The organism is Sulfitobacter aestuarii (assembly GCF_042685005.1).
In the GTDB taxonomy this organism is placed as follows: Bacteria; Pseudomonadota; Alphaproteobacteria; order Rhodobacterales; family Rhodobacteraceae; genus Sulfitobacter; species Sulfitobacter aestuarii.
Genome location: NZ_JBHUMP010000020.1, coordinates 25,496 through 47,467 on the forward strand (window position 1 = coordinate 25,496; position 21,972 = coordinate 47,467).

At 60.5% G+C, this 21,972-nt stretch carries 19 protein-coding genes and 1 pseudogene; 8 read left to right on the forward strand and 12 right to left on the reverse strand.

Annotated elements, in window-relative coordinates:
• The 8 genes from addA to regB form a co-directional block, all read right to left on the reverse strand.
• On the reverse strand, positions 1–3,378 hold the full coding sequence (addA, locus tag ACFSUD_RS16950; RefSeq protein ID WP_386375692.1) for a double-strand break repair helicase AddA: 3,378 nt from the start codon (positions 3,376–3,378) through the stop codon (positions 1–3).
• Positions 3,375–6,332, reverse strand: coding sequence for a double-strand break repair protein AddB (addB, locus tag ACFSUD_RS16955; RefSeq protein ID WP_386375693.1), 2,958 nt, complete (start codon positions 6,330–6,332; stop codon positions 3,375–3,377). Before addB ends, addA begins: the two co-directional genes overlap by 4 nt.
• A complete protein-coding gene (locus ACFSUD_RS16960; protein WP_386375694.1) occupies positions 6,325–7,017 on the reverse strand; it encodes a nucleotidyltransferase family protein in 693 nt (230 codons plus the stop codon). The genes addB and ACFSUD_RS16960 overlap by 8 nt, the downstream gene beginning before the upstream one ends.
• A complete protein-coding gene (locus ACFSUD_RS16965) occupies positions 6,993–8,000 on the reverse strand; it encodes an aminoglycoside phosphotransferase family protein (RefSeq protein WP_386375695.1) in 1,008 nt (335 codons plus the stop codon). Before ACFSUD_RS16965 ends, ACFSUD_RS16960 begins: the two co-directional genes overlap by 25 nt.
• Positions 7,997–8,470 carry a tRNA (adenosine(37)-N6)-threonylcarbamoyltransferase complex ATPase subunit type 1 TsaE gene (tsaE, locus tag ACFSUD_RS16970; RefSeq protein ID WP_386375696.1) on the reverse strand — a complete coding sequence of 158 codons (474 nt, stop codon included), beginning with the start codon at positions 8,468–8,470 and terminating at the stop codon, positions 7,997–7,999. Before tsaE ends, ACFSUD_RS16965 begins: the two co-directional genes overlap by 4 nt.
• A gap of 58 nt (positions 8,471–8,528) precedes the next feature.
• Entirely contained in the window at positions 8,529–9,452 is a 924-nt protein-coding gene (locus tag ACFSUD_RS16975; RefSeq protein ID WP_386375697.1) for a PAS-domain containing protein, read from the reverse strand.
• A gap of 95 nt (positions 9,453–9,547) precedes the next feature.
• Positions 9,548–10,039: a hypothetical protein gene (locus ACFSUD_RS16980; RefSeq protein ID WP_386375698.1), complete on the reverse strand. Its 492-nt coding sequence runs from the start codon at positions 10,037–10,039 to the stop codon at positions 9,548–9,550.
• A gap of 108 nt (positions 10,040–10,147) precedes the next feature.
• Entirely contained in the window at positions 10,148–11,536 is a 1,389-nt protein-coding gene (gene regB, locus ACFSUD_RS16985; RefSeq protein WP_386375699.1) for a sensor histidine kinase RegB, read from the reverse strand.
• A 100-nt stretch (positions 11,537–11,636) separates the two neighbouring features.
• On the opposite strand from regB, the gene ACFSUD_RS16990 reads away from it, so the two are divergent.
• Positions 11,637–12,254: an SCO family protein gene (locus tag ACFSUD_RS16990; RefSeq protein WP_386375700.1), complete on the forward strand. Its 618-nt coding sequence runs from the start codon at positions 11,637–11,639 to the stop codon at positions 12,252–12,254.
• 76 nt (positions 12,255–12,330) lie between these two features.
• The gene (locus tag ACFSUD_RS16995) at positions 12,331–12,885 is read left to right on the forward strand and encodes an ActR/PrrA/RegA family redox response regulator transcription factor (RefSeq protein WP_386375701.1); all 555 of its coding nucleotides are present in this window, start codon (positions 12,331–12,333) and stop codon (positions 12,883–12,885) included.
• A 2-nt stretch (positions 12,886–12,887) separates the two neighbouring features.
• Here the strand turns inward: ACFSUD_RS16995 and ACFSUD_RS17000 are convergent, their stop codons facing one another.
• Positions 12,888–13,484 carry an HD domain-containing protein gene (locus tag ACFSUD_RS17000; protein ID WP_386375702.1) on the reverse strand — a complete coding sequence of 199 codons (597 nt, stop codon included), beginning with the start codon at positions 13,482–13,484 and terminating at the stop codon, positions 12,888–12,890.
• A gap of 78 nt (positions 13,485–13,562) precedes the next feature.
• Here ACFSUD_RS17000 and ACFSUD_RS17005 point away from each other — a divergent pair, with 78 nt between their 5' ends.
• The 4 genes from ACFSUD_RS17005 to ACFSUD_RS17020 all read left to right on the forward strand — a co-directional run bounded on the left by ACFSUD_RS17005 (position 13,563) and on the right by ACFSUD_RS17020 (position 16,797).
• Positions 13,563–13,877 carry an S-adenosyl-L-homocysteine hydrolase gene (locus ACFSUD_RS17005; RefSeq protein WP_386375703.1) on the forward strand — a complete coding sequence of 105 codons (315 nt, stop codon included), beginning with the start codon at positions 13,563–13,565 and terminating at the stop codon, positions 13,875–13,877.
• An 81-nt stretch (positions 13,878–13,958) separates the two neighbouring features.
• Positions 13,959–15,350: an adenosylhomocysteinase gene (ahcY, locus tag ACFSUD_RS17010; protein WP_386375704.1), complete on the forward strand. Its 1,392-nt coding sequence runs from the start codon at positions 13,959–13,961 to the stop codon at positions 15,348–15,350.
• A 222-nt stretch (positions 15,351–15,572) separates the two neighbouring features.
• Positions 15,573–16,274 carry a PRC-barrel domain-containing protein gene (locus tag ACFSUD_RS17015; protein WP_386375705.1) on the forward strand — a complete coding sequence of 234 codons (702 nt, stop codon included), beginning with the start codon at positions 15,573–15,575 and terminating at the stop codon, positions 16,272–16,274.
• A 181-nt stretch (positions 16,275–16,455) separates the two neighbouring features.
• The gene (locus tag ACFSUD_RS17020; RefSeq protein ID WP_386375706.1) at positions 16,456–16,797 is read left to right on the forward strand and encodes a DUF2853 family protein; all 342 of its coding nucleotides are present in this window, start codon (positions 16,456–16,458) and stop codon (positions 16,795–16,797) included.
• 255 nt (positions 16,798–17,052) lie between these two features.
• Here the strand turns inward: ACFSUD_RS17020 and ACFSUD_RS17025 are convergent, their stop codons facing one another.
• From ACFSUD_RS17025 to ACFSUD_RS17035, 3 genes and pseudogenes are all read right to left on the reverse strand, one after another.
• Entirely contained in the window at positions 17,053–17,445 is a 393-nt protein-coding gene (locus tag ACFSUD_RS17025; protein WP_386375707.1) for a DUF1761 domain-containing protein, read from the reverse strand.
• 55 nt (positions 17,446–17,500) lie between these two features.
• A pseudogene (locus ACFSUD_RS17030) lies at positions 17,501–17,770 on the reverse strand (EVE domain-containing protein); the annotation flags it as partial.
• Between the two features lie 646 nt (positions 17,771–18,416).
• Positions 18,417–19,256, reverse strand: coding sequence for a hypothetical protein (locus ACFSUD_RS17035; RefSeq protein ID WP_386375708.1), 840 nt, complete (start codon positions 19,254–19,256; stop codon positions 18,417–18,419).
• A 315-nt stretch (positions 19,257–19,571) separates the two neighbouring features.
• On the opposite strand from ACFSUD_RS17035, the gene ACFSUD_RS17040 reads away from it, so the two are divergent.
• Complete coding sequence (locus ACFSUD_RS17040; RefSeq protein ID WP_386375709.1) at positions 19,572–20,891, forward strand: tyrosine-type recombinase/integrase; 1,320 nt, start codon at positions 19,572–19,574, stop codon at positions 20,889–20,891.
• 16 nt (positions 20,892–20,907) lie between these two features.
• Complete coding sequence (locus ACFSUD_RS17045) at positions 20,908–21,915, forward strand: hypothetical protein (RefSeq protein ID WP_386375710.1); 1,008 nt, start codon at positions 20,908–20,910, stop codon at positions 21,913–21,915.
• The last annotated feature ends 57 nt before the right edge of the window (positions 21,916–21,972 follow it).

Consider the following 21,972-nt stretch of genomic DNA (forward strand, 5'->3'; position numbering starts at 1 on the left):
CTATGAACGCGGGTGGGCATCGTCAAGGCAGCCTGCGCGATTGAGCGCCGAGCCCGTCAGTTCGGCGGGCAGGGGCATCAGCATGCCGTTGCGGGTCCAGAGGATCGCGGTGCGGATCTCGCGGTCGGGATAGATCTGCGCCAGCATATGCGCATAGGCGCCCATCTGCCGCAGCAGACCTTCGGGACAGGTTTCGGCGCGTTCCGGCATCAATCGGTTGGTCTTGAAATCCACGGCGAGGAGGTGATCCGGTGCGATCAGCAGCCGGTCGATAGTGCCGTGCAGGCGTTGATCGCCAAGCATGGCGGTCACCGGCACCTCGGCCAGCGTTTCCTGCGCGAAGACCGGGCCGAGTTCAGGTATCGCCAGCAGCGCCGTCGCTTCGCTCAGGGCGGGCTGTAGCAGTTCCGGCGCGACGCCGCTGCCGAGCCGTTCCAGCAGGGCTGGCCGGTCCTCGACGGGAAGGGCGGGCAGTTGTTCGAGCAGCGCATGAACCAGCGTGCCATAGGCTTTCGCCTGATCCTCGGCGAACCCCATCTCGCCGGGCAGCGCCTTTGCCCCGCCCAGATCGGAGGGAGAAAGCGTCTGGCGGCGGTCCGGCGTGTCGGCGACGGGGCGGGAGAAGACCGGCTCCAGAGACGGTGTCTCGACTTCGGTCAGGGGAATTTCCTCCACCGGCAAGCCGTCCCAATCGCCCTCCTGGAACCGCAATCCGCCCTCGTCGTCGGTTGGCGTGGCATGGATATGTTTCATTGCCGCGCCAAGCATCTGGTACCAGCTGTTGCCGTCCTTCTGCAATTCGCCGGCCGCTGCCACGATCAGCCATTTCTCGGCCCGCGTGGCGGCAACGTAGAGCAGGCGCAGACGCTCCTGGAAGGCGGCGTTCTTCATTTCCTCGATCACTTCCTGCGCTGCCCGCGGCATGTCCTCGGCGCCGCCCTTCCAGATTGGTACGCCTGCGACATCGATGATCTCGTCCCGGATCCGGATCTCGCGCTTGGCAGTATCGGGCAGTATCACGATCGGCGCTTCGAGCCCTTTGGAGCCATGAACCGTCATCACCCGGATCTGGTTCGACGCGCTATCGATCTGTCGCTTGATCTCAAGATCATCGGTCTGCATCCATTGCAGGAAACCGGTCAGGCTCGGCACGGCGCTGCGTTCATAGGCAAGCGCCTGGCTCAGCATCGCATTGATCCCGTCCTCGGCTTCCGGACCGAGCCGCGCGAGCAGGCGGCGGCGGCCGTCATGTCGGGTCAAGATGCGTTCAATCAGGTCATAGGGGCGCAGGAAATCAACCTGGCCGCGCAGGTCGTTCAGGAAAGCCAATGTCCGCGGATGTTCGGTGGCCTGCTGGCGCAGCGCCTGCCAGAGATGTTTCTCCTCCCGGTAATGGGACAGCGTGAATAACTGCTGCTCGTCCCATCCGAACAGCGGCGATTTCAGCGCCGTGGCCAGCGACAGGCTGTCATCCGGCGTAGCAAGGAACGACAGGATCGCGGCGATGTCCCGCACGGCCAGTTCCGCCCCGACCTTGAGCCGGTCCGCGCCGGCGATCGGCAGGGCGGCGGCCTTGCAGGCACGAATGATTTCGGCAAACAGCGCCGAGCGCCGCTGCACGAGGATGAGGAAGTCGCCGGGCTGGATACGCCGACGCACGAAGCTGCCGCCGGTCCCGTCATCGGGCAGGTAATACGGGTTTTCGGTCAGCTCTGTGATCTGCGCGGCGATCTTCTCGGCCAAGAGCACGTTGTGGTGACGCGGGCTGCGCCGGTCGACCGGGTCGGTCCAGACACGGTCTTCCTCCTCTTCCGTCTTTTCGATCAGCGGCCAGAGATCGACGCGGCCGGGCAGGGCGCGTTTGAAGGCAATATGTTGGGCGTCCTTGTCGAAACCTTGCCGCAGTTCCGGATCAAAGGCGGTATCCACCAGCCGCAGGATCGCGCTGGAGGAGCGGAAGGAATATTGCAAGCTGCGACGCTGGAAAATCTTGTCTGCGGCGGTCACCTTGTCTGCGAAGAGCAATTGCCGCCGGTCAAATTCCAGCGGATCGGCGCCCTGGAAGGAATAGATCGACTGCTTCTTGTCGCCGACAACGAAGATCGTGCGGTTCGCATCGGGCCGCATCCCGGCACCGCTGTAAAATTCCTCCGTCAGCCGCTCGATCACGTCCCATTGCCGCGGCGAAGTGTCCTGCGCCTCGTCAACGAGGATATGGTCGATGCCGCCATCGATCCGGTACAGCACCCAGGCGGCCACGGCACTGTCGCTGAGCAGGGTGCGGGCCTTGAGGATCAGGTCATCGAAGTCGAGCCAGCCGCGTCTCTGCTTCTCAGCGGTGTAGCGGCGCAGGAACCGCGCGGCGAAATCGTGCAACGCTGCGCTGCGTTGCGCTGCGAAGAGCGCCAACCTGGCCTCCCGCGCATCTTCCACACGCTGCATGAATTGTTCGAGTTCGGGCATCCAATCGGCGGCAAGCTGTTGTGTCGCCTTTGTCGGAAAGGTGCCGATCTTCGCGGTGAATGGCGATTTCGCCTTGGAGCCGGTGAGGAAGACATTCTCCAGCGCGGGCAGGGCGCCAAAGCCGAGTTCCGCGATCTCCTGCAGCTTCACGCCGGCTTTCAGGTCATTGCCGCCCTTGGCGCAGAGCAGTGGGACCAGCGCGTCGAGCAGCGCCCTTTCGCCGCCTTGAAACACGCTCTCTTCGATGCTTTCGACGCCAAGATCGCCGGGCTGGTCGAAAAGCGCCAGTATATCCGCGAGGTCGAGCCGTCGCCCGAACCCGTCGCGCTTGCCCACGATCGCCCGGGTCAGGTTGCCAAGCTCCGCCCCGCCATAATGGCGTGCCACGCCTTCCAATGCCCCGGCATCTTCATCCAGCGCCATCTCGTCGAGGATCTCGGCGCGCAGCAGGTCGGCGGCGCGGTCCTCGATCTCGGTGAATTGCGGGCTGACGCCGGCCTCTAGCGGGAACCTCCGCAACAGCGAGGCACAGAAGGAGTGGATGGTCTGGATCTTCAGACCCCCCGGCGTTTCGATGGCGCGGGCAAAGAGCGTGTGGGCATCGCGCAGCCTGTCGAGCGGAAAATCCCCGGTCACGCCAAGCTCGCGCAGCGAGCCGCGCAGCGCCTCGTCTTCGAGCATGGCCCAGGCGCCGAGCCTTTTGAAAAGCCGGTTCTGCATCTCAGAGGCGGCAGCCTTGGTGTAGGTCAGGCAGAGGATATGCTGCGGTTGCACTCCTTCGAGCAACAGCCGCGCCACCCGGTCGGTCAGCACCCGCGTCTTGCCAGAGCCGGCATTGGCGCCCAGCCAGGTAGAGGCATCGGGCCGCGCTGCCTCTACCTGGGCGCGGGTCGCATCGTCGAAATCCAAGGTCATGACAGATCCTCGGGGGTCGGGTTGAGAGTCGCATCCCATTCCCCGAACCGGGCCAATTGATCGTAATCTCCAGCAAAATCCTCGGTCTTCACCATCCGGCGCGATGTGAAACCCTGCGCCGGATCGAGATAGGATGCGAGCAACTCATGCAGCCCGTCGAGCACCTCTTGCGGCGGATCCTCGTCAAGCGGGGCGGGGACCTCGACCGGCTTGCCGCCCAGCCCGATAAACGCCGCATGGGCCACATGGGCCGGCCCGACTTCAGAAAAACCGCCCTGTTCGACCATCGCCGCCTCGATCAGTAGTTGCTTGTCGAAGAGCTGCTGCTCCTTCTTGCTCGGCGGCGTCCCGGTCTTGTAATCGTAGATCAACGCATCGCCGCTTTCGGTCATGTCGATGCGATCGGCAAAGCCGGTGAGGGTAAAGCCGAGATCGGCAAACACATGGGTGCCCCTGGCAGCCTTCTCGAAGGCGACGGGGCGCGAGAACCCCTGCCGCCTGGTCTCTTCCTCGACGAACCAATCCGCAATGCGCTCGATTCTTGCGAGCCACATCAGCCGCGCGGCCGGCCAGGGGGCTTGTCTCTGCAGCACACCAGCCGCGATTTGCATCAGATGCTGCTTGTTGAGCCTGTCAGGATCAGCCGAAGCAGATTTTACGAAACGCTCCATGATCTCATGCACCAAAGTGCCGCGCACCGGGGCATCGGGTGACTGTACCAGCGGGTCGACGGGGCGCAGCCGCAGGCTGTGCTTGGCATAGATCGCGTAGGGATCGCGGATCAGTTTCTTGATCTCGGTGACCGACAGCTTCAGGGGACGGGCGGCGCGCGGTGGCCGGGGTGAAGGGCGCGGCGTGGGCGGTACCCGGTCGACAGCCTCCAGGGCACGGACCTGGGCGAGCCAATACGTGCCGCGTGCGCGCATATCCCTACATGCTTCGGGACCACCTTGCTGTTTCAAACCGCTGAGCAGGTTTCCGAGGCGGTTGAGCCAGCGCGAGGGGATCGTCTCGGCTTCGTCCGAGCGGATGGCGCGGGTCAGCCAGACCTCGGGCGCGGCGATCGCCTGCTGATAATCATGCGCCGAGAGACCGATACGCCGTTCCGGCAGAAGCAAGCCGACTTCCTTGCGCATCTGCCGGTTGAGCCAGGGATCGGGCGGCGGCGCCTCCGGCCAGCTGCCGTCGTTGAGCCCGCCGAGGATCACCAGATCGGCGCCCTGCACTCGCGCTTCGAGCGTGCCCCAGATCATAATGCCCGGATGCGGCGCATCGCGGTCGCGCACTTCTCCTGCCGAAAGCAGCGCCCCCATCAGATCGGCGTAATCCGTCGCGGTCATGTCACCGCCATGCCCGGCGTGGCTGGCAAGATCCTCCATCACCGAGCGGGCCTTCTCGCCGGCCTTCTGTTTCCACAATTCGCTGGGCAGGTCCGGGGTCTGACCCGAGGCAATGCTCTCCGCCAGAGCCAGATGATCGGCCACCCAATCGGCCAGCGGTCTTGCGCCGCGACGCTCGCGATCGAGGAAGGTGGCGCTCACCCAATCGAGCCAGCCCAACAGTCCGGAGGGATCCTCAAGCTGCGCCGCCGCGCCTCGCCCGATGCGCCGCAGCCCGTCAGCATCCGGATAGGGCAGCCCTTCGCGACGGATCTGCATTTCCAGCCGCTGGCTGTTGAGCTGGTGAAAATTGCGGTCCGATGCCGAATGGGTCAGCGGATGCTTGAGCAGTGTCAGCAGCGCCTCGGCGTCGAGCTTGCGCTGGAACAGGCCGGCGACATGGCGCAGGAAACGTCCCGGCGGCGACAGATGCAGCGGCGTGCCGGCGGAATCGTCCGGCAGGATGTTCCACCGGTCGAGCGCTGCAGTGACCTGTCGTGTCAGCATGCGGTCCGGAGTGATCAGCGCGGCACTCTGACCGTCCTCGACCGCCTTGCGTAATCGCAGGGCGATGGCCAGCGCTTCGGTACGCGGCGTCGGCGCCTCGATCAGCGTCAGTCCCGCGGTGGCGCGTGCCAGCGAGGGCAGTTTCGGTCCTTCGCTCAACCAGGCATGGGTAACCGGGGCGGGCCGCAATGACAGGGAGATCAACGCGTTGCGCTCGGACGAGGGCACGTCCATGCCGCTCCATTCGCGGATTGCCGTGCGCGGCAGGTCAAGCCCCTTGATCAGGTGACGAAAGCGATATTGCGGATGATCCTCCGACAGGAGCTGTTCGTCGAGCTCGGCCCAGACCTCGGTCGGCATGTCGAAATCGAAGCCGGGCAAGACCAGCGCCCCCTGCGGAAGCCGCGCCACCGCCTGCATCAGCAGGGCAGTGGTTCCGCGCGAACCGGTCGAGCCGGCGATGATCACCGGATGCTGCGGCGGTTGTTCCTGCCACTGGCCGATGATCCGATGCACCAGTTGCCGCGCGCGACCCTCGCTGTCCGCGGGCGTGTCGGTCTGGTCGAGATAATCATGGGCGATATTGAGGAACTTCTGCGCCCGTGCCCAATGTCCCGACAGGTCGCTCACATCGAGCCCGGTGACATTGGAAACATCGACACCTTCACCCTGCATCTCGTCAAACAGGGCTGCCAGTGAATCCGAGAGCGCATAGAGAGACGAACGCGGCGCCAGTTCCGGCGCGGCTTTCAGCAATTCGGAGACCAGCTGCGTGAGTTCCAGCCGCCGTCGGAGGGTCGGGCTGGCCGGCGGCAAGGTGACTCCCGGCACGAGTTGGTCAAGCTCGGTGACCAGTAGGATTCGTGGCAGGAACCCGGGCGGCCCGGCATCGAACATGGCGCGCAGCCGGCGGCGCATCCGGGTCGTGTTGACCACCAGATCGACCCGCGCCATCGCGTCAGGGGGCTGTTCCGCGAGACGCGCGCGCAGGCCATCGAGCAAGGCCGCGGGAAAATCGACCCCCGGGGCCACGCCGAAGACGCGGGCTTGATCGCCTGGTTCAAACATCGGATCGCTCCAGCAGGCTTTCGGCCAGGGCGATGCCCTCGGGGTGTCCGACATCGCACCACTGGCCGGGATAGCGCAGCCCGTGCAGCGCTTCGCGGGCCAGCATACGATCCCACAAAAGATTGAGAGAAAATATCTTTTCCGGAATACCGGCGAGTAGCTCTGTTTTGATGATCTGTACACCACCAAAGATCAGCCCGGGGCCACGACTGAGACAGCCATCACTGCCCAGGGTGAAATCCCCCTCGCTCTTGTGTCCAAGTGCCTGTTCGGGCGGGATGCCGATGAGCAGCGCATCCATCCTTTCCGGCTCCCAGGCGTGGGCCAGCAGCTGCAGCGGGTTCGGCCCCTGCCAGATCGCGTCGGTGTTCATGGTGAACACCGGACCGTCCCCGAGAACAGACAGCGCATTGCGCAGCCCGCCGCCTGTCTCGAGGATCTCGGGAATTTCAAGCAGACAGGTGACGCCGCGGGCCGCAAGGTGCCGTTCCAGCGTCTCGGGTTTGTAATGCAGGTTGGCGACGATGCGAGCGGGGGCGATCTCCTCTGCGAGTGTCAGCGCGTGGTCGATCAGCGGCCGACCGGCAACGGGAATCATCGGTTTTGGGCGGTCTTGCGTGAGCGTTTTCATGCGCGTGCCGAAGCCCGCGGCGAACATCATTACGGCTTGCGGATGGTTGCGCATTGGTTTTTCAATTGCTCCAGATAGGGACCGGTCGGCTCGGGCAGCAGGGGCGCGAGGAAGGCAGCGAGATTGGCCAGCGCGGGATGGGTCAGGTTACGCTGCAGATAGGTCCAGACCCGCGGGATCAGATCGATATATTGAGGTTTGCCGTCCTGCTGACAAAGGCGTGCGAAAATGCCCAGGATACGCAGATTTCGCTGGGCGCCGAGCAGGGCATAGGCGGCGTGGAACCCGTCATAGTCACGCCTGCTTCCTTCCAGAAAATACGCGATCATCTCGGTTTCGAGCGCCGCGGGCACGTCGCGCCGGGCGTCCTGCAGGATGGAGACGAGATCATAGGCCGGATGACCGATCAGCGCGTCTTGGAAATCCAGAAGACCGACCTTCGCGGCCCCTTCGCGCCCGTGCTGAAGGAGCAGGTTTTCAGCGTGATAATCCCGTAGGATCAAAATTTTGTCGGTATCGTCGAGGCGCTGGGCGAGGGGGTGGAACACTTCGCGGAATGCGTCCTTCGAGGCTTCGGCCTCGCGCGCGTAAAAGTCAAACACCGGGGCGGTCATCCCAGTCAGCCAATCGGCGTCACAATGCGGCAGTTCAGGAAGTGGACATTGGTCTAACGCTTGTAAAACGTCGATAGCACATCGGTAGAGTTCGGTCTGCCTTTCCGGTTGCTCAGCCATCAGCCGCGCAAAGAGCGCGTCGCCGAGGTCCTCCAACAACAGAAAGCCCTGCTCGCGGTCGGCGGCGAGGATGCGCGGAGCGCTGAAACCCTGGGCCAGCAAATATTCGGCAATGGCGATGAACGGAGTCACATCCTCGCCGCTGTCGGGCGGGGCGTCCATCAGGATGGCGGTTTCGCCATTATCACGCTGAAGCCGCTGGTAGCTGCGGCGCGAGGCATCGCCGACGACCGGATGGCGTCGGGCAGCTTGCCAGCCGGTCTTCGCAAGAAATTGCTGCGCCTGTTGCTGCCGAATGGTCATGTCCGCCAGACCTTCAAGCGCTGGTCCCAGGTCGGAGCAGACCAGCGGGCGGTGAGCACGCGAATGTCGTCGCCGCTTCCGGTCTCCAGAGTGATCCGAAGTGCCTGCGGCGGGATCAGCAGGCCCAGCCGGTCGGGCCATTCCACGAGGCAGATCGCATTCTCGAAGGCCTCGGTAAGGCCGAGCTCTTCAACCTCGTAGACGCTGGTGAGACGGTAGAGATCGGCGTGCCAGAGCGGTCCGACTGTGGTCTCGTAGCTTTGTACCAGCGTGAAAGTCGGCGAGGGCACATCTTCGAGTGCCAGCAGGATGGACTGGATCAGTGCGCGGGCGAAATGGGTCTTGCCAGCGCCGACATCGCCTTCGAGCAGGATGACGTCGCCCGGGCCCAGCAGCGGCGCGAGAAGCTGCGCGCAGCGGGCGGTGTGATCAGCGTCACAAAGGTTGAGGGTGAGCGAGTTGGCGGACATGGCGCGAAACTACCGGGGCCAGCCGCAGCTGCAAGTCCAAACCCGCGCGGCTCTGCAGTCAGTCAAGACTGCGCTCACGCGCGATCACGGGGAGGTCCGGTTCGGGGGTTATCTGCTGGAAGCGGATCAGCGTCGCGCCGGTGGCGACCGGGGCGATATGGCAGATCAACGCCTCGCCGTTGCGCAGGCGTAGCGGCATGTGCCAGTTCTCGCAGCTTTCGAGATTGAGTACCGAGTCTTCGATGTCCCGCCACATCGGATTGGGAGCGCAAAGCTGACGCCATGCGTCGATCGAATCAGTGATGGTGACATCGGCGAAGGTGGCCTGCGGGTTGAGGCACCAGAGCGAGCGGTAGCGGGCGTTGCTGAAGGTCAGCACCCCGGAGACGGAGAACAGCGCAAGCCCGTCCTCGAGCGTGTCGAGCAGCGATTGGCAGAGTTCCAGATCGGCGCGGAAATTGCGGGTCAGCGCGACTTCGGCACTGATATCCTCGATCAGGAAGGCTGTGGCGCCGTCGGGGTGGGGGCGGCCGCGAACCCGGTAGGTGCGTCCGGAGTCCAGCGTCCAGATCTCCTCGTAGCGGCCATCCTCGGCTGCGGCGATCACGGCGGTGATCTCTTGGCGCCAATTCAGGTAGTTCTTCGGCTCCGGCATGTGCCGGTTCTCGCGAAGCTGGTCGAAGAAGGAGATCATTGTCGGTCGGGTGCTGAGAAACTGCGCGGGCAGGGCGGTGAGATCGATCAGCGCCGGGTTGAACAATGCCAGCTGGCCATTGCGGTCGAATATCGCCAGACCGATCGACAGATGCGCGAAGGTCTTGGCCAGGGTTTGCACGAAATTGCGCTGGGCGACCTCGGCGGTGACGACCGCGTTGACGCAGTTGGCATGAAACACTGTCGCCTCGTCAAGGATCACCGGGGTAACTTCATACCAGGCAGGGAGTTCGGCGCCTTCGCCGGGGAGCGAGACGCGTTTCTTCAACCGGTCGAGATCGCCGTCGAATAGCGGATGGTTTGGGTCCGGCGGGGTTTTGTAACGGGATTCATAGAGGGTCGCATATGCGGCGTTGTACCAGATTACCGAGCCGTGCCGATTGACCTGCCAAACCGGATTGGGATTGCTGTCGCTGGCGCGGCGCAGTGCGGCAAGTTCTGCGGTTTCCTGAATCTTTGGTGACCGCCGTGTGGATCTGGGGAGTGCGAGAGCGTGACCCAGCACAGGGGATCGCGCCAGACGATCCTCAGATGCGAGGGCGCGCGCTTGTCATTGGCCTTCAGGCTGATGCTGCCGGAGCGGCCCGATCCGGCCATTTCGGGGAAGCCGGGAAAGCGCGGTGCAAGCGCGGCGCGGATGTCGCCCCAGTCATGCTGGCCAGGTTGCAGCGACAGGGACGCCAGCGCGGTCTCGCTGCCATGTTGCAGGATGCCGCTGTCGAAGAGCAGTGCGGTTTCATCGCCCTCGTGTCCGGCCGTGCCGTGCTTAGGCGCGCGGTTGATCCACCATATCCCGGCGGCTGCGCTCAACAGCGCGACGCAGCAGACAACAGCGAGATCTGGCGCGGCAAACACTGACGTTCCTTCGGCTGACTCGGATCTGACTGGAGTCTTGGGCAAGCCGGTTAACGATTGGTTAACGCCGCTTTGGAGCCGGTGTAGCGCTGGTTTGGGCCCTGTGAGTCAGGCAGTCAGACGCGTGTTGCGGCCAAGCTGAACCGGGGAATCGCCGGTTCTCGCGTCGATCTTTCGGCGTGGCCAGATCACCTCGACGATGGCGCCCGTGCTGTGTACTTCGATCTCGGGATCACCGGTGCCGTTGGCAAAGCGCAGCTCGGCGCCGCTGCGTTCGAGCAGAGTCTTGGCGATGAACAGGCCGAGTCCCATGCCCTCGTAACCGGGCCGCGGATCCTGCGGACGTTCGGCCCGGCGGCGGCGCATGAAGGGATCGCCGATGCGCCCGAGAACCTGCGGGGGAAAGCCTGGCCCGTCATCGATGATGCGGATGCTGATTTCGTCCTGCGTCCAATGCGCCTCGATCCAGACTTCCGCATGTGCGAAATCAACCGCGTTCTGCACCAGGTTGCGCAGACCGTGGATAATCTCCGGCTTGCGCAGGATTGCTGGCTGCTCGGGATCGGCGCCCTCGTCTGGCAGGGCGAGGATATGAACCTCCTTGCCGCGTTCGAGATGCGGTTCGGCGGCTTCGTCGATGAGGGCGCGAAATGGTGCCTGATGCAGGTGCAAATCGTCCTTTCCCGCACGACCCATGTCGCGCAGGATGTCACGACAGCGGTCCGCCTGCTCGCGGATCAGCGCCGCGTCCTCGGCGAGCTCGGGGCGGTCCTGAAGCTCATGCAGCAATTCCGACGAAGCGAGCTTGATCGTGGCGAGCGGCGTGCCGAGTTCATGCGCCGCCGCCGCCACCACGCCGCCGAGATCGGTGAGTTTCTGTTCGCGGGCCAGCGCCATCTGGGTGGCGGCCAGAGCATCGGCCATTGAGTGGATTTCGGTGGTGACGCGGCGCGAATAGGCGGAGGTAAAAATCACCGCGATCACCAGCGCCAGCCAATGCCCGAACACGAAGAGCTGGGGGATTTCCAGCGTCATGCCGGATTGCAGGCGGAGCGGCAGGTGCAGCTCCGCGAGCAGGGTCACGAGGACGATGGCGCTGCCACAGAGGATCAGGGTCGAGCGCAGGCTGAGCGCGGCGGCGGAGATCGTCACCGGACCAAGCAGGAGCAGGGCGAAAGGGTTGTGCAGCCCGCCGGTGAGGAACAGCAGGGAGGCGAGTTGCAACAGGTCGAAGAGCACCATCAGAAGGTTGGCGGTCTCCGGCAGGCGCTTGTTTTCCGGAAAGACGAAGGACGTGATCAGGTTGGCGATGATCGAGGCGCCGATGGCGAGGTAGCACAGGCCGATCTCGAGCTGCAGTCCGTAGAAGACCTGCGCGACAGTGATTGCGGTCATCTGCCCGATGATCGCCACCCAGCGCAGCAGGATCATCGTGCGCAGGCGGATCCAGTTAGCGCGCCGCTGTCCTTCGAGCGGGCGGATATGTGCCTGCGTCATGTTCACGCTCTTGTGCCATTCCCTCTTGCACCCCGAAGCCGTTAGCGTAGGTCTGCGCGAAAGCGCGATCAAGAGCGCCTTTTGGCGCAGGAGAATGATGATGAACCGTAGATTTGCACTGATTGCAGCGGCAGCGGCGGGGGTGTTCCTGCTGGCGATGCTGGCGCTGCCCTATTTCCAGCCCGAGGGCGAGAAATTCGCGCAGTGTCGCGGCAGTGCGGTGGCCGGGGGCGCGGATCTGGGCGGACCCTTCGAACTGGTCAACAGTGCCGGGGAGACCGTGACCGATGCACAGGTGATCACCGAGCCGACGCTGATCTATTTCGGCTATACCTATTGCCCCGACATCTGCCCGCTCGATGTGGATCGCAATGCCGCCGCGGTCGATATTCTAGAAGCGCGCGGGCAGAGCGTCACGCCGGTGTTCATCTCCATCGATCCGGCGCGCGATACGCCGGAAGTGGTGGGCGACTTCGCCGCCAACATGCATCCGCGGATGATCGGGCTGACCGGGTCGCCCGAACAGGTGAAACAGGCAAGCAGCGCCTACCGGACCTATTACAAGGCTCATGAGGACGGCAGCGATGAATATCTCGTCGATCATTCGACCTTCAGCTATCTGGTGCTGCCCGAGGATGGTTTTGTCGAATACTTCCGGCGCGAGACGACACCCGAGCAGATGGCGGACCGGGTTGGCTGTTTCATCGACGAGATGTGAGATTTGACGGGGACCGGGCGGCGACCCATACTGACCCTTGCGCGCCTGCCGCGGTTTCCTATTCGAGAGTGCCGACATGACATCCATCGAAAACCCCGATCTTGGGCCGGACAGGTCGCTTCTGCTGGTCGATGATGACGAGCCGTTTCTGCGACGGCTCGAGAAGGCCATGGCGCGGCGCGGTTTCGAGGTCGAGACCGCCGGAACCGTCGCGGGCGGCCGGGCGATCGCCACCGCGCGCCCGCCGGCCTATGCGGTGGTCGACCTGCGGCTCGAGGATGGGAATGGGCTGGACGTGGTGGAGGTACTTCGCGAGAAGCGCAGCGATGCGCGGGTAGTGGTGCTGACTGGCTATGGCGCCATCGCGACGGCGGTGGCAGCAGTCAAGCATGGCGCGACCGATTATCTTTCCAAGCCCGCCGATGCCGATGACATCATCAACGCGCTGCTGGCCAATGGCGGCGACCTGCCGCCGCCGCCGGAAAATCCGATGAGCGCGGACCGGGTGCGCTGGGAGCATATCCAGAGGGTCTATGAGCTTTGCGATCGCAATGTCAGCGAAACCGCGCGACGGCTCAACATGCATCGCCGCACCCTGCAGCGCATCTTGGCGAAACGCAGCCCGCGCTGAACTCAGCCGAAATTGCCCAGCAGAGATTCGACGCGTGCGGTGAAATCGCGGCGCACCTCGACCGGGGGGCGCAGCATGATACTGAGATCTTCGAATAGCGCGGGGGAAGGGCGACCGAAGAAGCGACTCGCTTCCGCTTCCGAAAACCCGGCGATCTGCGTGGCTTCCATCCAGGCGCTGACCCTGTCGGCCCGCTTGATCTGTCGCTTCACGCTGACCGGCAAGGTCGCGGGCAGGCCGAAGCGGCGGTGAATCGCGACGCTCAACCGGTCATCTAGCGCCCCGTAATTCGGTCCGACAGCCGCCTTCACCGGTGAGATCATGTCGCCGATCACATATTCCGGAGCGTCGTGCAGCAACGCGGCCAGCCGCCATTTGGCCGGGGCTCGCGGATTGATCCGGCCATAGAGCGTCTCGACCAGCAGCGAATGCTCCGCGACGGTATAGGCGAAATCGCCTCGGGTCTGGCCATTCCACCGGGCGACGAAGGCGAGACCATGGGCGATATCCTCGATTTCGATATCCACCGGCGTCGGGTCGAGCAGGTCGAGCCTGCGTCCCGAGAGCATCCGCTGCCAAGCCCGGACCTGTTGCGCCATCACTGAGCCTTCCCGCATCTGACTGATTGCAAGGAACTTTCCTTTGCGTCCAAGGTTCATCCCCCGAAGGAGATGATCATGAAATCCGTATTTTCCGCTCTCACACTTGCCGCAATTCTGGGGTTCAGCGCAACCGTTGCCTCGGCGCAGGACGTCTGTATGCGCGCGGAGGAGATGAGAGCCTCTCTGACCGATTGGTACGGTGAACGCCCGCTGCCCGGGCATCAGGAGGCGGATACCCAGGTCTGGGTCTCGCCGGAAGGGGATACATGGTCACTGGTGCGTTTCATGGTCGATGGCCGTTCCTGTGTAATGGAGACCGGCGAGGACTGGTACGGTGGCGGCCGACAGGCTGACCAGCTGGCGTCGCTGGAACAGGTTTCCAACCGCTGACCCGTTAAATCCCCGCATTGTTGCGAGCCGGGCTTCCTGCTAATCCAATCGGCAACGCAGTACAATATGGGGACCATTTTCATGGCCAATGATTATATCATCAAAGACATCGGACTGGCCGATTACGGGCGCAAGGAACTAGACATCGCGGAAACCGAAATGCCGGGGCTAATGGCCCTGCGCGCGGAATACGGCGAAAGCAAACCGCTCAAGGGCTCGCGTATCGTAGGTTCGCTGCATATGACGATCCAGACTGCGGTGCTGATCGAAACATTGGTCGCGCTGGGCGCGGATGTCCGCTGGGCATCCTGCAATATCTTTTCTACCCAGGACCACGCCGCTGCCGCGATTGCCGCGGGCGGCACGCCGGTCTTCGCGATCAAGGGACAGTCGTTGGTCGAGCACTGGGATTATCTTGACCGGTCCTTCCAGTTCGAAGATGGTCCCAACCTGATCCTCGACGACGGCGGCGACGCGACGTTATATGTGTTGCTGGGGGCACGGGTCGAAGCGGGCGAGGACGCATTGATCTCGGTTCCCAAATCCGAGGAAGAAGAGGCGATCTTTGCGCAGATCAAGAAGCGGATGAAGGAGAGCCCCGGCTGGTTCACCAAGATGCGCGACCAGATCAAGGGTGTCTCCGAGGAGACAACGACGGGCGTGCACCGGCTTTATGATCTTGTGAAGCAGGGTCAGTTGCCTTTCCCGGCGATCAACGTGAATGACTCCGTCACCAAATCGAAATTCGACAACAAATACGGCTGCAAGGAGTCGCTGGTCGATGGTATTCGCCGCGCCACCGACACGATGATGGCCGGTAAGGTCGCTGTGGTCATGGGCTATGGCGATGTCGGCAAGGGGTCTGCCGCGTCGCTGCGCGGTGCCGGTGCGCGGGTCAAGGTCACCGAGGTTGATCCGATCTGTGCCTTGCAGGCGGCGATGGACGGTTTTGAGGTGGTATTGCTGGAGGACGTGCTGGAAACTGCCGATATCTTCATCACGACGACCGGCAACAAGGACGTGATCCGCATCGAACATTTGCGCCAGATGAAAGATATGGCGATTGTTGGCAACATCGGCCATTTTGACAACGAGATCCAGGTCGCGGCGCTGAAGAACCACAAATGGACCAATATCAAGGAACAGGTGGACATGATCGAGATGCCGAACGGCAATCGACTGATCCTCTTGTCCGAAGGCCGTCTGCTGAACCTCGGCAATGCAACCGGACATCCGTCATTCGTCATGTCGGCAAGCTTCACCAACCAGGTGCTGGCGCAGATCGAGCTCTGGACCAAGGGCGAGGAATACAAGAACGAGGTCTATATCCTGCCGAAACATCTCGATGAAAAGGTCGCGCGGCTGCATCTCGACCGGATCGGCGTGAAACTGACCCAGCTGAGCCCGGAACAGGCAGCCTATATCGGCGTAACACCGGAAGGACCGTTCAAGCCCGAGCATTACCGTTACTAGGCCAGTTTGCCTGGGGTTTAGGCTCTACATCTTTGAAACGCCGCCCGGGACCGCGGGCGGCGTTTCGCTTTTTCAGCATCTCTGCACGGGCGTTTCGGCAGGTTTCAGCCCAATCTTGGCGGGTTCGCGCCGAAGTTGAATTCCCCATGGCATAACGGTGGAACAGAGCGCCGTCTGTCGTGTTTGCTTATCGTGATGCTTAACCGCAGACAGGAGAATGAAATGACCTATACGACTTTGAAAACCACTGTTGCTGCCCTTGCCCTGACCGCCGGTACCGCCTTCGCGGCCGACGACGCTGTCGAGGATACAACGCCGCTGAACCCTGACAGCTCGATCAGCGCCGAAGCCGGTGCCGATGTGGATACTGACGATGTGGATACTGACATTGAGACCGATCTCAGCGAGTCTGCGGACGCCGCCGGTAATACTTTCGAGGATGCGGGCGATGCCACTGCAGAAGCGATGGACGATGCCGCGGATGAGGTCGACAACGCTACCGATATGGCGGAGGACAGCTTGTCCGACGACACGGAAACCGGAGCTACTGCCGAGGTCGATTCCGCGGCGGAAGTCGACACCGAGGTGACACGCACCGACAGCACCATGGCCGAAAGCTTCTCCGGGATGATCGCTTCGGATCTGATCGGGCTTGAAGTCATGTCGGCTGATGACGAGAAGATCGGCGAGATCCAGCAGGTGGTGCGCCAGGGCGACAAACTGGCCGCGATCGTCGGTGTCGGTGGATTCCTGGGCCTTGGCGAGCGTGACGTTGCCGTTCCGCTGGAGGAAATCTCCCGTGCCGGCGAGGGTGATCTGAAGCTCAGTACCTGGACCAAAGCCGAGCTGGAAGCGCAGCCGGAGGCCGATCTGAACACGCTCGAAGCTCTGGAACCTGAAGCGACGCTCGAAGAAGCGTCCTGAGGTTAGACCGAAGCTACAAGGAGGGCGCCACAGGGCGCCCTTTTTTGTTGGATTCAATTGAAACGGGAATTTTAGGCGAGATAAATACAGCGAGAAAAATCCTTTTGCGAAAATTTTCAAGCCCATTAGGCTGGCCACGAGATCAGAATGATCTGGTCGGGTTGTGATTTGGAGAATGACGATGGGTAAGCGGGATGAATGGATCGAGAAATACGCGGAGGATCTGCGTAACAAATGCGGGGTCACTCCGGATATGGATCTGTTGACCAAGGTCACGATAGGCTGCGGCCCCGCGATATATAATGCCGATGCCCAGACCATCGCCTCAAGCCAGACCAGCGAATTGGAAACGGTAAAGAAGAACTTCCTGATCAAGAAACTGGGGCTGACGGAATCGCCCGAGTTGATGGGCGGCATCCAGAAGGCGCTGCGCACATATGGCCATTCGGAGCGGAACAAATACCGGGCCGTCGTATATTACCTGCTGGTAAAACATTTCGGCAAAGAAGCCATTTACGACTAGGTAATTTAGTTAAAGCAAAGTTTTACGCGCCCGCTTGGTTAAGCGGGCGTTGCGATTAAGACCGGCGTTTGAAGCACTCGAAAGTTGCTTTTTGGCAGCTATTTCCGTAAACACAACTTACCGGCCAGAATGGTCAGAACAGATTTCGAACACGTGTGGTGGTTCTAGGGAGCACGTGGGGTGAGAAAGGGTTCTGGCTGGGGGGTCAGAGCCCTTTTTTCATGCGGCCTATCTGATTGCAGTCGCGATGGCGCATCAGAAAAATGTCAGCACCAGCCCGATCACCGCGCAGCCGAAGGTCGCATAGCCGCTGTCGATCAGTGTCAGTGTGAAGGGACGGCCGCCATAGGCGTTGTTGATCATGATCCAGGGGCTGATGAAAAAGAGCCCGATGCCGAGCCCGGATACCAGCCCGGCCCCGAGCGTATAAATTCCCGACAGTACGAAAACATGCCGCATCATGCCGGCCACCAGCAGCATCGCTATGGCGGACAGGATATAGGGCAGGGGGGAGCTTCCCTCCGGTTTGCCGTCCGGCGCCATGCGGATGTCGGCCGCGGCCATCCATGGCCGTGCCAGTGTCATGTACCAAAGCGCGCCAAAGGCGAAACCAGCCGCTGCCGCAACAATCACCGCGAAAAAGCCCATTCACGCCTCCAGCTCTAAGGTCTGGCACGAGTATGCGACAAAATATTCCGGCTGACTACGGTCGGGTATTTCCCAATGCGCAGATCTTGCGCCATTCTGCCGCGCTGACCGGCTGCACCGAAAGACGCGGGTTCTTGACAAGCGCCATTCCGGCCAGATCCTCCTCCGCCTTGACTTGTTCCAGCGTTACCGGGGTTTCGAAGGGGCGCAGCGCCTTGATATCGACACATTCCCAGCGCGGATCGTCGGTGCTGCTGTCGGGATGGGCTGTGGCGATAACCTCGACGATACCGACCACCGCCTTCTCGCTCCGAGAATGATAGAATTGCCGGAAGTAACAAAGATTTCGAGCACTTTATCGACTCAACTCCATGGTAAAAAAGGAAAAATCTGCGGAAAACATCTGGCTGACGTTCGACGCAGTACATTTTCGAATGCAAGGTGCAGGCAGAGATTTTGGGGGAAGCGGAAGCCGGGCGTAGCCCGGATGCAGCTTCCCCCAAAATCTCGTGCGCCTTAACACCCCTGTGGCCAATACAGGGTGAGGATGTTCCAAGCAGGCCATGTCGCAGACGTTGAACATAGCACCACCACGACAGAGTTTCCTGTTGAGTTGAGAACAGAGGTTTGTCGGACAAAACAAATAAGCAATCAGGCCTCGACCCCAAAAGGGAGAAGGAATATTTGAGGATCCAAATCGGTGCCTATCCAATCCCGTCGACGACCACAGCACTTCGATAAAATTCTCTGAAGCCAAAGAACTTTATGGTTATTGATGCGTCCCCAAAACGCACATGCAACCAAATAAAGCTTCCCGGCAGGAACAGCTAAACCCAATAAGGATATCGGGACACTTTCGATTCTTTAGTCAGGAAGTTGTAATGCATCCGCCGAACGAAATACTCGGGCAAGTTTACCACACGGGCTCTGCCCTCAAGAAATTGCTTCTTCGATCACGAACACCGAGCTATTCACTTCAAAAGCCCATGGGCGTTATTGCCATTCTCTATGAAGGAGAACTCTGGGCCTCGCTCATCGATGAACTGAAAAATTGCGATGCTTACGCCGGAGATGCTTAGGTCGCGGCACAGATCAGCAAGTTCCTGGATAGAGCGTCCCCAAGAGGCGGGCACAACAATGATTGAGTGCGCGCGGTTTGATGCCCGTAGTGCTGCCATGGCCAGAGTCTCCACCAGATACCGACGATGAAGTGTTCTGCGATGGGACTTGCATTCGACGAGCGCTACCACGGCAGCGTCGCGCAGAACGGTAAAATCCGAAGGGATGACTGCATCTCTCTTGGTTCGAACGACCTCTACGTTGTGGCCGAGTCCAAGCTTTGCGGGCGAATCTCTCAGAAAACGAAAGACTTCTTCCTCAAACCCAACCGCCTGCTTCATACGGGCGTGTCCGGGGACACGAAGTCCCTGTTCGGCCTCCGCTCTCCTAAGAGCGATTTCTAACTGCCTGCGTGGCATCCTACCTGAGAAAAAAGCGGGCGAGAGTTCATCTGCCAAGTGACTCGAAACACTCGAGATCTGAGAAAGCGTGAGGACACCAGTCATGGGAATCTTCGCATTCTCTTCTGAGAGCGCTTTGGGAGCGTTGTCCTTCATCCACTTTACAGCCGCGAGGGGGTTCCTGAGGCTCGCCTCTTCGACGCCGCGTAGCTTCGCCACATGTGCAAGCAGGTGGCTTACCTCGGTGAAACCGTATCGCTCGGGGTTGTCGAGGGCGAGCGTAAGCGCCTTGCCAAAGGCAATCCAGTTCTCGATCTTAGCGAGCTCACTCAGCGACAGCTTGCGTACCATGCAAAGGGAGTAGCAAGTTTTTGTTAGGTCATCCAGATATTTATGCGTTATTGTCAATAACGAATCACAGCGGAGGGTAGCGCGATGCAACCTAACAACAACTCGCAACCGGTCATGCGTCACTCTCGGAAGCAAAGCAGTTCAAGAAACGCTCAATCCACTTCAGTCGGCGGCGCTCATCTACCGCGACATGCAAACAGCCTCGAAGCGGGCGACGCCATAGTTGTGGGATGCCATGGAAGGCCCCACTCGGTTCGCCCGCATTCAGGGTTGCCCAAAGTTAGAATCCAAGAACTTGGGACTGAAGTCTCCTGAATGAAACAAGCTTTGCGCAAGAAAATTCACATATCTGCGGAAGGGGCTCGACACGGCGAACGCACCCCTTACCTCACCGATGAAACGGGAACTATAGACCAATACGCCTTGGCCTATTCTGTTGCCCGAAGAAAAAAGCTAACGCCTGCCTCGCGGGAGCGAGCGCTGGATGCCATCATAGCGCTAAGGCTGTGGGCGAGATTAGCAGATGTCAATGTTGAGCGATCGATGTTCTATGGAGAATGCCTGTCGACGGACCAGGTCGAAAGCCTGAAATATTACATTCATCTAACGACCGGAGAATTACGCGACATTGTAGCGACAAACCCGCTAAAGCTAAACAGGAGGCTGGAAGTTGCGAAACGATGCAACCAAGGAACTTACGTAATCAAACTGCATTACGTGAATGACTACTTGGCGTTTCTTGGTCAGTGGGGTGACCGTTATCACAACAGGACCGGCTCCCCCCAAGATCTGATCGAAAGGCGGAAAAAACGCCTCAAGCCCCCTACAAAAAGCGGCCGGCGAACCAGGAAAAGATACGTGCTTGGATCAATCGCGGATGAACTGCTGCGCGATGCACAGGCGGCCTCAATGTCGCGAATCGATTCGACGCCGACCGTCCTTCTCAATAAATTTAAGCTCTGGCTCGTATCTACAGGGTTTTCAGAGATTTGGAGTAACGAAGCAATCGCACGTAGAAATCGTGTTTTGTTGGACCTGCTCGCGAAGAACGGTGGGCGCTTAGGTGAAGTTCTTCAAATAAAGAACGAAGATTTGGATTGGGTGAGCCGTGGTATAAGGATCGTTCGGCGCCACAATGATCCCGACGATAACAGAAAAGATGAGCCAAACGCTAAGACCCATGATCGCCTCCTTCGGTTCGACACACGGAGTTGGAACGATCTGCAACGCTGGCTCGACTTGCACTTTGAGCTGACGACCAGGACCGACACTCAGTTTTTACTCGTCAGCCTAAGTCGAAATCCGCGTTACGCGGGAAGACCTTTAACGAAACGTGGAGCCCGACAACAGGTCTACCAAGCCTGTGATCATGCCAAACTTCCCCGCTTGAGTCCTCACGATTTGCGACATGGAAGCGTTCGCGACCTCGCAGAAGAGGCGGCCAGACAGGGATGGACCCAAGAGCAATGGCGAAAAGTCGCGACGTATCTTTATGGCTGGAGCGATCAATCAAACATGCCCATGCACTATGTTGGCGATCAATGGTCTGCACACGCTGCAGAAGTCATGGAGAAGGTATGGCTGCGGCGCGAGTCACCGGCAAGATCGCTTCGCGAAGATACGATACCTTGGTAGTGCCCAGGAAGATTGAATGAACTTGGAGGCCAACTTGGATGCGCGGGTGGAAGGGAGAAAAGGGACAATGAATAATGTTGAAGGCCGCGACGGGCATTGGTCGGCGCCAAACTTTTCCCCTCCAGCCCGGGGCGATTTGCGGCAGACAATTGATGGATACTCCTTCAACATTCGCACACAACGTTGGAAGATTCCGGGCGAGGGAAAAACCCATAGTTTTATCTTGGACACGGTCTCGCGTGTTTGCGAACCGTCACTTGATCAATCGATCCGCGAGGGACTCGCCGACTTATTGCTGGCTGTAGCGCCAAGTACCGTCGGGGCGTCATTACAAGCGGCAAACAGAGTATTAATGTATCATGAGAAGGAATCGCAAAATTCCAGTCGCCTAAAGGAAATTACAGGTGAACTTCTGGAAGCATATTTCATCGCAGCAGGCGTGGGTGCAGATCGAGCTCTAAAACCTCTTCTTGAGACGTTCCAGATTTGGAATAGGGTTGGTCTCTCCCCTTGCGGGTGGGATGCGATTAAAGACCGGTCGTTTCAGTCTGATTCCCCCTATATCGATGTGCTAACACTCGACCCGGATTCCGGGCCCTATCTAAATAGCGAGTTGGCAGAGCTCGAGAATAAATTACAGAACGCCTATGAGGCCGGGGAGATTGGTGCAGAAAAGTACCTTACAGTCATGATATTCAATCTTTTCGGACAGCGACCTGCCACAAATGCGAAGCTCAAGATAGGAGACGTCAGAACCCCGAAACACCACGGCGTTGATCGTGCTACAATTCGCTTTCCCATTGTGAAGCAGCGCCGGAAGGGCCGACTAAATAAACGTAGTCATGGCATTCCAAGGACGCTCCCAATGTTCTTTTCGCGCGTGCTCGAAGCTTATCTTGATGAACGCTTTCACGGCGCTATTCGACTTGATTGCGAGAGCCAGCCGCTGTTCAGAGCGGAAAGCCCGGAGTATCGTTGTGGTGGGCGGATTAGCGGGCAGACCGCTAACAGGGTGCTGATTTAGTCGCTGATCCGGAACGCTATCCCTTCAACGGCGCCGGTTCGGGTGATCTTCTCACTT